At 63.0% G+C, this 11373-nt stretch carries 13 protein-coding genes and 1 pseudogene; 7 read left to right on the top strand and 7 right to left on the bottom strand.

Features of this window, described 5'->3' with window-relative positions; genetic code table 11:
* Positions 1-449: pseudogene (locus EOB59_RS35915) on the bottom strand (cobalamin-dependent protein); the annotation flags it as partial.
* A gap of 116 nt (positions 450-565) precedes the next feature.
* On the bottom strand, positions 566-1042 hold the full coding sequence (locus tag EOB59_RS03885) for an Lrp/AsnC family transcriptional regulator (protein WP_027040109.1): 477 nt from the start codon (positions 1040-1042) through the stop codon (positions 566-568).
* A 140-nt stretch (positions 1043-1182) separates the two neighbouring features.
* Between EOB59_RS03885 and phhA the strand changes: the two genes are divergently transcribed.
* On the top strand, positions 1183-2019 hold the full coding sequence (gene phhA, locus EOB59_RS03880; protein WP_128287709.1) for a phenylalanine 4-monooxygenase: 837 nt from the start codon (positions 1183-1185) through the stop codon (positions 2017-2019).
* Positions 2020-2040: 21 nt separating this feature from the next.
* Here the strand turns inward: phhA and EOB59_RS03875 are convergent, their stop codons facing one another.
* From EOB59_RS03875 to EOB59_RS03865, 3 genes are all read right to left on the bottom strand, one after another.
* Positions 2041-3480: a GMC family oxidoreductase gene (locus EOB59_RS03875; protein WP_128287708.1), complete on the bottom strand. Its 1440-nt coding sequence runs from the start codon at positions 3478-3480 to the stop codon at positions 2041-2043.
* A complete protein-coding gene (locus EOB59_RS03870) occupies positions 3477-3653 on the bottom strand; it encodes a hypothetical protein (RefSeq protein ID WP_127382831.1) in 177 nt (58 codons plus the stop codon). Before EOB59_RS03870 ends, EOB59_RS03875 begins: the two co-directional genes overlap by 4 nt.
* Before the next feature lie 194 nt (positions 3654-3847).
* The gene (locus EOB59_RS03865; protein ID WP_127269432.1) at positions 3848-4609 is read right to left on the bottom strand and encodes a GGDEF domain-containing protein; all 762 of its coding nucleotides are present in this window, start codon (positions 4607-4609) and stop codon (positions 3848-3850) included.
* A gap of 160 nt (positions 4610-4769) precedes the next feature.
* On the opposite strand from EOB59_RS03865, the gene EOB59_RS03860 reads away from it, so the two are divergent.
* Positions 4770-5486 carry a pyrimidine 5'-nucleotidase gene (locus EOB59_RS03860; RefSeq protein WP_127808367.1) on the top strand — a complete coding sequence of 239 codons (717 nt, stop codon included), beginning with the start codon at positions 4770-4772 and terminating at the stop codon, positions 5484-5486.
* Positions 5487-5591: 105 nt separating this feature from the next.
* On the opposite strand, the gene EOB59_RS03855 is transcribed toward EOB59_RS03860, so the two are convergent.
* Entirely contained in the window at positions 5592-6437 is an 846-nt protein-coding gene (locus EOB59_RS03855) for an LOG family protein (RefSeq protein WP_023810769.1), read from the bottom strand.
* Between the two features lie 227 nt (positions 6438-6664).
* On the opposite strand from EOB59_RS03855, the gene dapD reads away from it, so the two are divergent.
* From dapD to EOB59_RS03835, 4 genes are all read left to right on the top strand, one after another.
* Complete coding sequence (dapD, locus tag EOB59_RS03850; protein ID WP_127269742.1) at positions 6665-7519, top strand: 2,3,4,5-tetrahydropyridine-2,6-dicarboxylate N-succinyltransferase; 855 nt, start codon at positions 6665-6667, stop codon at positions 7517-7519.
* A gap of 72 nt (positions 7520-7591) precedes the next feature.
* Positions 7592-7954, top strand: a complete 363-nt coding sequence (locus tag EOB59_RS03845) for a DUF805 domain-containing protein (RefSeq protein WP_127318322.1) — start codon at positions 7592-7594, stop codon at positions 7952-7954.
* Entirely contained in the window at positions 7947-8324 is a 378-nt protein-coding gene (locus EOB59_RS03840) for a DUF805 domain-containing protein (RefSeq protein ID WP_023810766.1), read from the top strand. The genes EOB59_RS03845 and EOB59_RS03840 overlap by 8 nt, the downstream gene beginning before the upstream one ends.
* A 13-nt stretch (positions 8325-8337) precedes the next feature.
* Positions 8338-9111: a hypothetical protein gene (locus tag EOB59_RS03835; RefSeq protein WP_127318320.1), complete on the top strand. Its 774-nt coding sequence runs from the start codon at positions 8338-8340 to the stop codon at positions 9109-9111.
* Here EOB59_RS03835 and EOB59_RS03830 read toward each other — a convergent pair.
* Complete coding sequence (locus tag EOB59_RS03830) at positions 9014-10054, bottom strand: 2-dehydropantoate 2-reductase (protein ID WP_128287746.1); 1041 nt, start codon at positions 10052-10054, stop codon at positions 9014-9016. The two genes, EOB59_RS03835 and EOB59_RS03830, sit on opposite strands and share 98 nt — an antisense overlap.
* Before the next feature lie 125 nt (positions 10055-10179).
* Between EOB59_RS03830 and dapE the strand changes: the two genes are divergently transcribed.
* A complete protein-coding gene (gene dapE / locus EOB59_RS03825; protein WP_127273255.1) occupies positions 10180-11373 on the top strand; it encodes a succinyl-diaminopimelate desuccinylase in 1194 nt (397 codons plus the stop codon).

The following is an 11373-nucleotide window of genomic DNA, read 5'->3' as shown; positions in this document are numbered from 1 at the left end:
ATGCCGGCCACGCTCGCCGGCGGCTGGTGCATTTCCAGCGCCTCGACCAGCGCCACGACGGTCGCCTCGCCCTCGCCGCGCACGATGAAGTCGAAAGCATCGGTAGCGGCCAGGATGTCGCGCCAATGATAGGTCGGGAAAACGCCGCCATAGACGATGATGGTCGCCGGCTCCCGCTGCTTGATCTGCTCAGCGATCAGCAAGGCGGTCGGGTGCGCCGAGGTCGAGCCGGAATGGCCGATCAGGACGAAGTCGGGGTGGTCCTCCAGTGCGTTGCGTACGACGTCATCGAGCGGCATCGGCCCAAACTCGGCGTCGACGAGCCGCACCTGATGGCCGGCATCGATCAGCGGTCCGCCGATCGCCAGCAGACCGAGCGGCGGCAAATGATCGTCAGGCACGCGGCTGCCGATGGCGGTGTGCGGCGGATTGATCAGGACGATTTTCATGGCGGACCTCTTGGGCAGTTGGTCCGCGCAAGCTGGCCGGCGATATCGACGCGCGCTTGGCCCGTTTCAGCAGTTTGCGTGCAGCTTTTCCCCAAGGAGTGCGAAGGGAGGCATTGTCATCGCCTGAGATGCCCGAGCGGGACATGGCCCGGCCCCTTGATGTTCTGCAGCACCAACTGCGTGTGGACGTCGCGCACGCCGTCGAGCCGCATCAGCCGGTGCATGACGAAGGCGTTGAGCTCGTCGACCGACGGCACCATGACATGCAGCAGAAAGTCGTGGTCGCCGGTCATCGTCCAGCACGAGGACACCTCGTCCATGCGCTGCACGGCGGCGATGAAGCTTTCGGGCGAGCCGTCGCTGTGGCTGACCAGGCGCACCTGGATGAACACCTCGACCATCAGGCCGACCGCGCGGCGGCTGATCACCGCGGCAAATCCCTTGATGATGCCGGCCTCCTGCAGCGCCTCGAAGCGCCGCGCGCACGGCGTCGTCGACAGGCCGATCTCTTGCGCCAGTTCGGAAACCGGCTTGCGCCCGTCGCGCTGCAGGACATCGAGCATCTTGATCTCGAAATCGTCGAATTGAGGCATTTTCACTCCGATAGAGGGTTTTTTGAGTGGATGTTATCCCAAATATTCCGTTCGAGCCATCATCAAAACCGATTTGCCTCCGCAGATCGGGGTAGCCTTTTCGGCACGTCAGCCATTGATGATTTGCGAGGAGAAAAACCATGACGACGATGAGCGTTGCCGAATATGCCCGCGACTGCGCGGCGCAAGGATTGCGCGGCGACTATTCGGTCTGCCGCGCCGATTTCACCGTGTCGCAGGGCTACGATTACAGCGAAGAAGAGCAGGCGGTGTGGCGCACGCTGTGCGACCGCCAGACCAAATTGACGCGCAGGCTCGCCCACCACTCCTATCTCGACGGCGTCGAAAAACTCGGCCTGCTCAACCGTATTCCCGATTTCGACGAGGTCAGCGCCAAGCTGCGCAAATTGACCGGCTGGGAGATCGTCGCGGTGCCCGGTCTCATTCCCGCGGCCCCGTTTTTCGATCATCTCGCCGATCGCCGCTTCCCGGTCACCAACTGGCTGCGGACGAGGCAGGAGCTCGACTACATTGTCGAGCCCGACATGTTCCATGACTTCTTCGGCCACGTGCCGGCGCTGTCGCAACCGGTGTTCGCCGATTTCATGCAGATGTATGGCGAGAAGGCCGGCGACATCATCGCGCTGGGCGGCGACGAGATGATTTCCCGGCTCTATTGGTACACGGCCGAATACGGCCTGATGCAGGAGGCCGGCCAGCCGCTAAAGGCCTTTGGCGCCGGCCTGATGTCGTCGTTTACCGAGCTGCAGTTCGCGGTCGAAGGCAATGACGCCCACCACGTGCCCTTCGACCTGGAAACGGTGATGCGCACCGGCTACGAGATCGACAAGTTCCAGCGCGCCTATTTCGTGCTGCCGTCCTTCGACGCCTTGCGCGATGCCTTCCAGACCGCCGATTTCGCGGCAATCGTCGCCCGCCGCAAGGACCAGCCGGCCCTCGATCCGGCGACGCTCTAGGCAGCAGTTGCCCTGCAGCCGTCAGGCGGTGACCACCTTGCTCAGATGGTCGCCCAGCCGGCAGGCCAGCGCGGTGATCGTCGTCGTCGGGTTGCATTGGCCCGACGTGCAGAACACCGAGGAGCCGCCGACATAGAGATTGTCCATGCCGTGCACCTTGCAGTTGGCGTCGACCACGCTCTTGCTGACGTCGGTGCCCATGCGCGTGCCGCCCATGTGATGATGGCCCGCCGTCTCGTCGTTGGTCGGATAATCCTGACCATTGCTGATCCAGTCGGCAATACGCACGCGGCCGAGATTCTTCTCGATCAGCGTCATGCCGAACAGTCTGAGCCCTTCGAGCAGGGTGCGGCGCTCCATTTCCGATTTCTTCCAGTGCAATTCGATGCGTGGCACGCCGGCATGGTCGACATCGGTCTTCGACAACTCGATCTGGTTGGAGGCCAGCGGCGCCTGTTCCCAGGCGACGTAGAGCTGGGCGGCGCAGCGCAGTCTCTGACTGAGCTTGGAGGACATCCACTCGGCCATGTCGGGTGCCGTGCAGGCGAGGTCGGCGATAAGGCTCTTGACGCCGGGATACGGCGTCTCGATCAGCCGGATGCCGAAATTCATGATCTGCAGCCGCTCCATGGCGGCAAGGGTCGGCGAGAAGAAGGCCTCATTGACGGCGTCGACCTCGAACGCGTTGTAGTCGGTCAGGATCGCGTTGCCGCCCTCGAAGGTCGGATGCTCCATCCAGTAGCGGCCAAGCGCCGTCGCATTCGGCACGACGCCGCCGTTCGAACGCTGGTTCGACCACAGAAGCAGCCGCGAATTCTCCAGCCCGCCGGTGCAGACGATGAAATAGTCGGCGCTGAAGGAGCCGGCATCCTGCCCGTTCGACCACAGTCTGGCGCCCGTCACACGTTTGCCGTCGCCGGAAAGTTCGGTGGCACAAGTGTTGAGCACCACCGCGATGTTCTTGGCCTTGTCGAGTTCATCGCCGAACTTCTCGGCGAAGCGCACGGCCGGGCTCTTGATCAGCTGCACCCAGTGAATGTCGTCCGAGATCGGCACATCTGGCCGGAGGGCCGGAAGGTCGAGAATGTCGCGCACTTCCGGCAGATAGGGTTCGATGTCGGTGCGGCGGATCGGCCAGCCCGTATCGGGTACCCAGGCCTTCGGCTCGAAATCCTGCTTGTCGAGCACGCGGCACCAGCCGGCCCAGTGGTTGGAACTGCCGCCCATCAACCGCAGCCGGGTTATGTCGAGATCGAAATAGAAATCGCCGACCGTGCTGCCACGGTAAAAGTCCTGCGACTCGTCGCTGAATTCGCGCGGACCGGCCTCCATCACCACCACCGGAATGCCGGCCGCGCCAAGCTTGCGGGCAATGGTCGTGCCGGCCGGACCGGAGCCTAGGATGCACACTTTTGGGGTGAAGTTCGCGGCGCGATACGCCTCGTAGCTGTCGAAGATCATGCCAGGTCGCCCCGCCTCAGAATCCAGCCATTGACCTCGACGATCTCGTTCGGGTCGGGCTTTGGACCGGCGACATCGGCATTAGGCAGCTTGCGGAACAAAGACAGGGCAGGCAATGCGATCAACGCCTGCACGAGCGCGCGGCGTGACATTTTCTTGATGATGAAACTCATGGCTCGTCTCTCGGCTGGGCTTCGGCACTGCATGGCGTTCCCAGAACGGCAATTCCCGGAACGACACATGCATCACCGTGGAAGCCAGTATCGTGCCAAGTCTGGCCGCAAAGCAGTGAAAACCCGGCTAAGCGGTACAACCGAGTGCAAACAGGGTTAGAATTTTCTTAACAGGCCGGTTGCGGCAGATCGGATCACGCCGCCTCGGAAATGCCGGTGTCGATGATCGTCAGGTTACGGCCCTGGTGCTTCGCCTGGTAGAGGCGCCGGTCGGCGGCGCGCATCAGCTCCGACACACTGGCTTCCTCGCCGCAGACGGTGCCGCCGATGCTGACCGTGAGCGGGATGGTCCGCTCGTCGACGGGCCGGAAGCGGATCAGCTCCACTTCGCGGCGAATTCGTTCGGCGACGCGCTTGGCCTCCTGTTCGGTGGCGCCGATCAGGAAGGCGCCGAACTCCTCGCCGCCGATGCGGCCGAGCACATCGCCGCTGCGCACGCCGCGCTGGATCGCGCTGGCGATCAAAAGCAGCGCGTCATCACCTGTCAGGTGGCCAAAATTGTCGTTAATGGTCTTGAAGTGGTCGGCATCGATGATCAGCAGCGCGCCGCGATCGGACTTGCGGCGCGAACCGTCGAGCGCGGCAAAGAAACTTTCCCGGTTGAGCATGCCGGTCATGTCGTCGCGGCTCGCCTTTTCCGCCAGGCGGCGATGCGCGGCGGCGAGCTGGGCATGAGCGCGGGCGAGATCGCGATGCGCGTTTTTCAGCCTGTCGCTTTGCCAGAAAGTGCTTGCGCTGGCAGCCCACGCCAGCACCAGCGGACAGAGGGTGGAGGTCAGCCAGATCGTGCGGTTGACCGGAAATCCCATGGCCGGAACGATGATCAGGGTCAGCAGGAGAGAGGCCGCGACTGAGGCGAAAGCAACGGCGGCGGATCTCAGAATTATGCTGTTCATCGCTTGCTCCCACAAGACTGCCTCTCTGCCAGCAAGCCCTAAAGGCCACCTTTCCCAGATGCCTAAAATTTGAATCGTGAGGCGATTTACGCAACCTCAACGAGCAGAAGTTGTGGATAAAGTCGCTTCCGGAATGCGCGTTTCATGCCATAAGGAGCCCATGACCACGCTCCCTGACCCCGCCCGCTTCGCCCATGTCACCGACTGGGTCTTCGATCTCGACAACACGCTCTATCCGCATCATTCGAATCTGTTCTCGCAGATCGACGTCAAGATGACCGCCTATGTCGGCGAGCTGCTGGCATTGCCGCGCGACGATGCGCGCAAGTTGCAGAAGGAACTCTACCGCGAATATGGCACGACGCTGAACGGCCTGATGACACGTCATGGCATCGACCCCGATGATTTCCTCGAGAAGGTCCACGACATCGACTATTCATGGCTGGTGCCAGACCCCGTTCTCGGCACCGCCATCCGCCAGCTTCCGGGCCGCAAGTTCATCTTCACCAATGGCGACCGCAGGCACGCCGAGCGCACCGCGCGCCAACTCGGCATCCTCGACCATTTCGACGACATCTTCGACATCGTCGCCGCCGGGCTCAATCCCAAGCCGGCGCGCCAGACCTACGAGAAGTTCGCCGAACTCCACGCCGTCACCGGCCACAATGCGGTGATGTTCGAAGACCTTGCCCGCAACCTGTCGGTGCCGAAGTCGCTCGGCATGACCACGGTGCTTATCGTGCCGCGCAATTTCGAGCCGACCTTTTCCGAGATTTGGGAGCGCGACCCGGCCAACGAGGACGACGTCGATTTCGTCACCGACGATCTGGCGGGGTTTCTGACGGCGATTGTGGAGGGGGAGGAAGAGGGGAATTGAAGAATTGAAGAATTGAAGAATGAAGGACGGTCTCTACGGATCAATTCCCCCAGTTCCCCAGTTCCCCAATTCTTCAATTCGTCAGCTCTTCAATTCCCCACTCCCCTACTCCCCTAACTTGTAGAACCGGCTGATGATCCCCCAGGCTTCGTCGGCGGTGTCGACGAAGTCGATGATGTCCTGATCGCCGGGGCTGATCGTGCCCTGCTCGGCGAGAAAATCGAGATTGATCGCCCGCTTCCAGAAGGATTTGCCGAACAGGATCACCGGCACGCGCTCCATGCGCCCTGTCTGGATCAGGGTCAGCGTCTCGAAGAATTCGTCCATCGTGCCGAAGCCGCCCGGAAACACCGCGACCGCCTTGGCGCGCATGACGAAATGCATCTTGCGGATAGCAAAATAATGGAAGTTGAAGCAGAGCTCCGGCGTCACATAGATGTTCGGCGCCTGCTCGTGCGGCAGGACGATGTTGAGGCCGATCGACGGCGCGCCGACATCGTCGGCGCCGCGGTTTCCCGCTTCCATCACGCCGGGCCCGCCACCGGTCACCACGACATATTCGCGGTAATAGGAGGTAGCCGACTGCTGCGAGCAGAGGCGGGCGAATTTGCGCGCTTCCTCGTAGTATTTGCTGTTCTCCTCGAGGTTCTTCTTCTGCGTCTCGTTCTTGGCCGCCCAGGCCTCGCCGCCGGGTTCCGGCAGGCGCGCGCCGCCGAACAGGATCACCGTCGAACGGATGCCGCGTTCGGCCAGGATCATTTCCGGTTTCAGGAGTTCAAGCTGCAGCCGGACCGCGCGCAACTCGCGCCGCGTCATGAAGTCGGGATCGTTCCAGGCGAGTCGGTAGGTTTCGGCACGCGTCTGCGGCGTATCCGGCACACTCTTCGACCGCTCCAGATCCTCGTCCGAATGCGGCAGTGGCGTCCAGCCCGCCTTTTCCATAGGTGTCATATGCTCTACCCGTCCAAATTCTTCACTTGCGCCGCCCCATGACGCAGCCGCGATTGACCCTCACCAAGGCTTCACATAAGCAGGTTCCGCAAAAGTGTCCCGCGGTTTTGTGACAAGAACCTGCTACATGCAAAGATCCAGACAGGCAAAGCCTGCCAAGGGGTCCGCGCGACTTTCAAAACAGGTTAAGGCGTTGCCCCTTAACAGCTTGGTAATGGAGCGAATTCATGTCGAAGCCCGATCTGGCGAGCCTCGAAAAGACCATCGAGAAGGCCTTCGAGGAACGCGACGCGATTTCGACGGCAACGCGCGGCGAAACGCGCGACGCCATCCAGTCGGCGCTCGATCTGCTCGACCGCGGCGCCGTCCGCGTCGCCGAGCGGCAGGCCGACGGCAAGTGGCATGTCAACCAGTGGCTGAAGAAGGCCGTGCTGTTGTCGTTCCGGCTCAACCCGATGGAGATCATCAAGGGGGGGCCCGGCGAGGCGGTGTGGTGGGACAAGGTGCCGTCGAAGTTCGACGGCTGGAGTGCCGTCGATTTCGAAAAGGCGGGCTTCCGAGCCGTGCCGTCGTCGGTCGTGCGCCGTTCGGCCTATGTCGCACCGGGCGCCGTGCTGATGCCGTCCTTCGTCAATGTCGGCGCGTATGTCGACAGCGGCACCATGGTCGACACCTGGGCCTCGGTCGGCTCCTGCGCCCAGATCGGTAAAAACGTGCATCTGTCCGGCGGCGTCGGCATCGGCGGCGTGCTGGAGCCGATGCAGGCCGGCCCGACCATCATCGAGGACAATTGTTTTATCGGCGCGCGTTCGGAGGTGGTCGAGGGCTGCATCGTGCGCGAAGGCTCGGTGCTCGGCATGGGCGTCTTCATCGGCCAGTCGACCAAGATCGTCGACCGCGCCACCGGCGAGATCTTCTATGGCGAAGTGCCGCCCAATTCCGTCGTCGTCGCCGGAACGATGCCGGGCAAGCCCTTTCCGAACGGCGAGCCGGGTCCCAACCTCTACTGCGCCGTCATCGTCAAGCGTGTCGACGCCAAGACCCGCTCCAAAACCTCGATCAACGAATTGCTGCGCGATTGATCTTTGCGCAAAGCGAGCGCACCCTCCGCCGGCGCGACAATCGGTCGCGCTGGTTCAAGATGGAGGGGTGACATGGACTGGAAGTATCTGCTCACAAGTTTTGATGGTCGCATCAACCGTGGCAAGTTCTGGGCCGCGATTGGCGTTTTCATCGTCATTGGTATCGTTGCCTTCATTCTCGATGCGATCCTCGGTACACGTCTCACCACCGCCAGTGGCGCCCAGATCGGCATCATCGGCATTCTCATCGCTCTGGCCTCGATCTATTTCGCGCTCGCAGTCTACGCCAAGCGCTGGCATGATCGCGGCAAGTCGGGCTGGTGGAGCCTGATCATGCTGGTGCCGCTCATCGGCCCGATCTGGTTTCTGGTGGAGTGCGGCATTCTCGAAGGCGCCAGAGGCGCCAATCAATATGGACCGGACCCGCTTGCCTGACAGATCAGATCTCACCTGGCTTTTCTTCAAAACCTCGGGCCGCGTCAGTCGCGCGGCCTATTTTCTTGGCGGGTTGCTCGTCGCCATCATCCAGGCCTTCCCGCTCTACCGCTTCACGCTGGTGCCGGAAGGTTCGGCCGAGAGCAACATGTGGTCGTTCATCTTCTTCGTCGCCTTCATCGCCTCGCTGTGGTCGAACATCGCGCTGGCGGTGAAGCGGCTGCACGATTTGGACAAGCCGGGCATTGCCGCGCTGATCCTGTTCGTGCCGGTGGTCTCGATCGTCGCCTTCCTTGTGTTGTGCCTGTTTCCGGGGCAGCCTGGACCCAACCGCTATGGCCGGCGCACCAACGAGCCGGAACAATCCTGAGGGCCGATCGGACATGCGCTACCGCACGCTTGATCCGAAACTGATCGTCGAAACCGCCGAGCGGCTGGAAGAGCGGATCGCCGACCGTTTCCCCGAAGCGGGACTGCGTGGCGTCGCCGCCGAACTGGTCTCGCTGTCGCGCGATCTGGCCAAGGCGGCCAAGGTGCTCGAAGCACCGATCTGGTGGCTGCGCGGGCTCATCGTCGCCGCCTTCGTCACGGGTGTGCTGGTGTTCCTGTTCGTCGGTACCATCTTGCCGATCGACCGCATTTCGGGAACCCACGATGCCCTGCAGTCGGTGCAAGGCATAGAGGCTTCGATCAACACCGTCATACTCGCTGTGTTGGGCTTGCTTGCTCTGATCCGCACCGAGGAGCGCATCAAGCGCAAAAGGGTGTTTCGCCAGCTGCACGGCCTGCGTTCGCTGATCCATGTCATCGACATGCACCAGCTGACCAAGGATCCGGCAGCCCTTTCGGCCGATTTCAAGCCGACGGCGCACTCGCCGGCCCGCATCACCAATGCCGCCGACCTGGCGCGTTACCTCGACTATTGCTCCGAAATGCTGTCGATCACGGGCAAGATCGCCGCATTGTTCGCACAGTCGGTCAATGACGACGTGGTCATCGACGGCGTCAACGACATCGAGAACCTGGCATCCAACCTGTCGCGGAAAATCTGGCAGAAGATCACGTTGATCGACGGCCGGCCGGTGCAACAACCCGCTCCGGCGCCAGGCCCGGCGAGCCAAGCCGCTCCGCTTCCGCCGCGCGCACCAAAGCGGTGACCCGCTGAACCGTCGGCACGGGCGTGCCGGCCTTCCCCGCCAGCTGCAAGATGGCGCCTTGCAGGTCGTCGATCTCTGTCGGCCGGCCGCGCTGAAGATCGTCCCACATCGACGAGCGCGCCTGCAGGTCGATCGCCAGCAAGCGCCGCGCCAGCAGCTTGAACAGCCAGTCCGGCAGCCTGAGCACCTTCGGCAGCAAGGCCGGCGGCAGGCCGGCGATCCGCGCCGGCTCGATGCCGGACGCTCTCATCGCTCTCAGGGCCTCGTCGATCTGGCTGGCCAGGATCAGCCGCCAGCGCCGATCGGCCAGTTCGGTCGCCAGCGGCAGGCCGGAAAGCGCCACCAGCGCGTTGTTCAAATTCATCAGCAGCTTGCCCCACAGCACGGCTTTCATGTCGCCATGGGCTTCGACCGCAAACCCTTCGACGCCAAGCAGGCCGACCAGGCCGGCGGCGCCATCCTCGACCATTACCGTGCCGTCGCTGGCGCGGTGCACGCGCAGCGGCAGCTCGCCATCCGGCGACTGCACCACATTGAACGGCACCATGCCGGCCAGTACCGTACGTCCGGCAAGTTCAGCGCGCAGCTTGTCGGCATTGTCGACACCGTTCTGCAGGCTGATCACCACGGCGTCGGGCCGGGCATGGGCTTTGATAAGATCTGCCATGTCCTGGGTGGCGCCGCTCTTGACCGTGACCAGGATCACGTCCGCCTGCGGCAAGGCGACGGCGGGATCGGCTGTGACGACAAGCGCCTCGGGCTTGATCGAGCGATCGCGGCCCTGGAGGTCGCTGACCCGCAATCCATCCTGCCGCAACGCTGCCTCGATGCGCGGCCGAGCCAGCAGAATGACCTCTCGGTTGGCCAGCGCCAGGCAGCCGCCGGCATAGCAGCCGATGCTGCCGGCACCGGCTATGACGATCCTTCTGTCCTTGTCTGCCATCCTGTCCCGCGCCGGGTCGGAGCTATACGACATGAAAACCATAATATCGGCGGCATCGCCAGCCATGACGCTGGCCCCTATGTCTGGCCGTGACAGGCCCTGCGCTTTCGACTATCGCTTTTGCCATGACGCTGCCGACCGATCCCGCCGAAAACCTCGCCGCCCTTATCCGTTGCGCTTCGGTGACGCCCGCTGAGGGCGGCGCGCTGACCGCGCTGGAGACGATGCTCAAACCGCTCGGCTTCCTGGTCGATCGGCCGGTGTTTTCCGAAGACGGCACGCCCGATATCGAAAACCTCTATGCAAGGCGCTCCGGCAATGGCCCGCATCTGATGTTCGCCGGACACACCGACGTGGTGCCTGTCGGCGACGAAGCCGCCTGGACGCATCCGCCTTTCGCCGCCGAGATCGCCAATGGCGAGATGTATGGCCGCGGCGCCGTCGACATGAAGGGCGGCATTGCCTGTTTCATCGCCGCCGTGGCGCGCCATGTCGAGGCCAATGGCGGTCCGAAAGGGTCGGTCTCGCTGCTGATCACCGGCGACGAGGAAGGCCCGGCCATCAACGGCACGGTGAAGCTGCTCGAATGGGCGGCTTCGCGGGGCGAGAAATGGGATGCCTCTGTCGTCGGCGAGCCGACCAATCCGGACGCTCTCGGCGACATGATCAAGATCGGCCGCCGCGGCTCGATGTCCGGCGCGGTCACCGTCAATGGCCGCCAGGGCCATGTCGCCTATCCCCTGCTTGCCGACAATCCGGTGCGCGGGCTGATGAGCCTGGTCGACGCCTTGCTGCATCCGGTTTTCGACAAGGGGACCAGGGATTTCCAGCCGACCAATCTGGAGATCACCTCCATCGATGTCGGCAACCCCGCCACCAATGTCATTGCGGCCAAAGCGACCGCGACCTTCAACATCCGCTTCAACGACACCTGGACGGACGAGACCCTGCAGGCCGAGATCCACAACCGGCTCGACCAGGCGGCCAGGCGCAGGAAGTACCGGCAGGGCAAGAAGACGCCGGTCGACTACGAGCTCGTCTGGCGCGACCGGCCGAGCCATGTCTTCCTGACCCGCGACGACAGGCTTATCGAAACGCTGCGCGGCTCGATCAAGTCGGCGGTCGGCAAGGAGCCGACGCTGTCCACCTCCGGGGGAACGTCCGACGCGCGTTTCATCAAGGACTATTGTCCGGTGGTCGAGTTCGGGCTGGTCGGCAAGACAATGCATATGGTGGACGAGCGTGTCGCCATTGCCGATTTGGAAACGCTGACGCAAATCTACCAGCGCTTCATAGAAGACTGGTTCGGACAGGGCTGA

This window comes from Mesorhizobium sp. M7A.F.Ca.MR.176.00.0.0 (assembly GCF_004023165.1).
Classification (GTDB): domain Bacteria; phylum Pseudomonadota; class Alphaproteobacteria; order Rhizobiales; family Rhizobiaceae; genus Mesorhizobium.
This window is presented reverse-complemented; position numbering and strand designations above follow the sequence as displayed.

What these genes read in the sequence shown, in the direction of transcription:
- EOB59_RS03885 (WP_027040109.1), bottom strand. Translation starts at nt 1,042, where the DNA reads ATGCCTCAATTCGACGATTTCGAGATCAAGATGCTCGATGTCCTGCAG.
- phhA (WP_128287709.1), top strand. Translation starts at nt 1,183, where the DNA reads ATGACGACGATGAGCGTTGCCGAATATGCCCGCGACTGCGCGGCGCAA.
- EOB59_RS03875 (WP_128287708.1), bottom strand. Translation starts at nt 3,480, where the DNA reads ATGATCTTCGACAGCTACGAGGCGTATCGCGCCGCGAACTTCACCCCA.
- EOB59_RS03870 (WP_127382831.1), bottom strand. Translation starts at nt 3,653, where the DNA reads ATGAGTTTCATCATCAAGAAAATGTCACGCCGCGCGCTCGTGCAGGCG.
- EOB59_RS03865 (WP_127269432.1), bottom strand. Translation starts at nt 4,609, where the DNA reads ATGAACAGCATAATTCTGAGATCCGCCGCCGTTGCTTTCGCCTCAGTC.
- EOB59_RS03860 (WP_127808367.1), top strand. Translation starts at nt 4,770, where the DNA reads ATGACCACGCTCCCTGACCCCGCCCGCTTCGCCCATGTCACCGACTGG.
- EOB59_RS03855 (WP_023810769.1), bottom strand. Translation starts at nt 6,437, where the DNA reads ATGACACCTATGGAAAAGGCGGGCTGGACGCCACTGCCGCATTCGGAC.
- dapD (WP_127269742.1), top strand. Translation starts at nt 6,665, where the DNA reads ATGTCGAAGCCCGATCTGGCGAGCCTCGAAAAGACCATCGAGAAGGCC.
- EOB59_RS03845 (WP_127318322.1), top strand. Translation starts at nt 7,592, where the DNA reads ATGGACTGGAAGTATCTGCTCACAAGTTTTGATGGTCGCATCAACCGT.
- EOB59_RS03835 (WP_127318320.1), top strand. Translation starts at nt 8,338, where the DNA reads ATGCGCTACCGCACGCTTGATCCGAAACTGATCGTCGAAACCGCCGAG.
- EOB59_RS03830 (WP_128287746.1), bottom strand. Translation starts at nt 10,054, where the DNA reads ATGGCAGACAAGGACAGAAGGATCGTCATAGCCGGTGCCGGCAGCATC.
- dapE (WP_127273255.1), top strand. Translation starts at nt 10,180, where the DNA reads ATGACGCTGCCGACCGATCCCGCCGAAAACCTCGCCGCCCTTATCCGT.